Source organism: Psychrobacter sp. W2-37-MNA-CIBAN-0211, assembly GCF_040309405.1.
Classification (GTDB): domain Bacteria; phylum Pseudomonadota; class Gammaproteobacteria; order Pseudomonadales; family Moraxellaceae; genus Psychrobacter; species Psychrobacter glaciei.
Genome location: NZ_JBEOOU010000598.1, coordinates 1 through 234 on the forward strand (window position 1 = coordinate 1; position 234 = coordinate 234).

Here is a 234-nt window from a genome sequence, read left to right on the forward strand (position 1 = left end):
CTTAATCGTCTAACTGATTGGTCTCGTTAAAATACCAAATGGTTTTCCATTCAAGCCGCTTCATTTTTGGCATGATGTCACCTGCTTTAAAGTGTTTCACATCCTGACTCGATGGTGACCACCATGATCCCGTCTGTGGACAAGGTTTACCTGACTCGCAGCGTAAGCGTTTTGGTGCGACATTATGGCTACCACCACCACTATCCGCGATACGCTCAACCAACATCCCTGTGA

The 234-nt window shown here is 46.6% G+C and carries 1 pseudogene; it reads right to left on the reverse strand.

Going from position 1 to position 234, the window contains the following annotated elements:
- Position 1: 1 nt before the first annotated feature.
- Positions 2 to 234, reverse strand: a pseudogene (locus AAEY72_RS16405) (hypothetical protein); the annotation flags it as partial.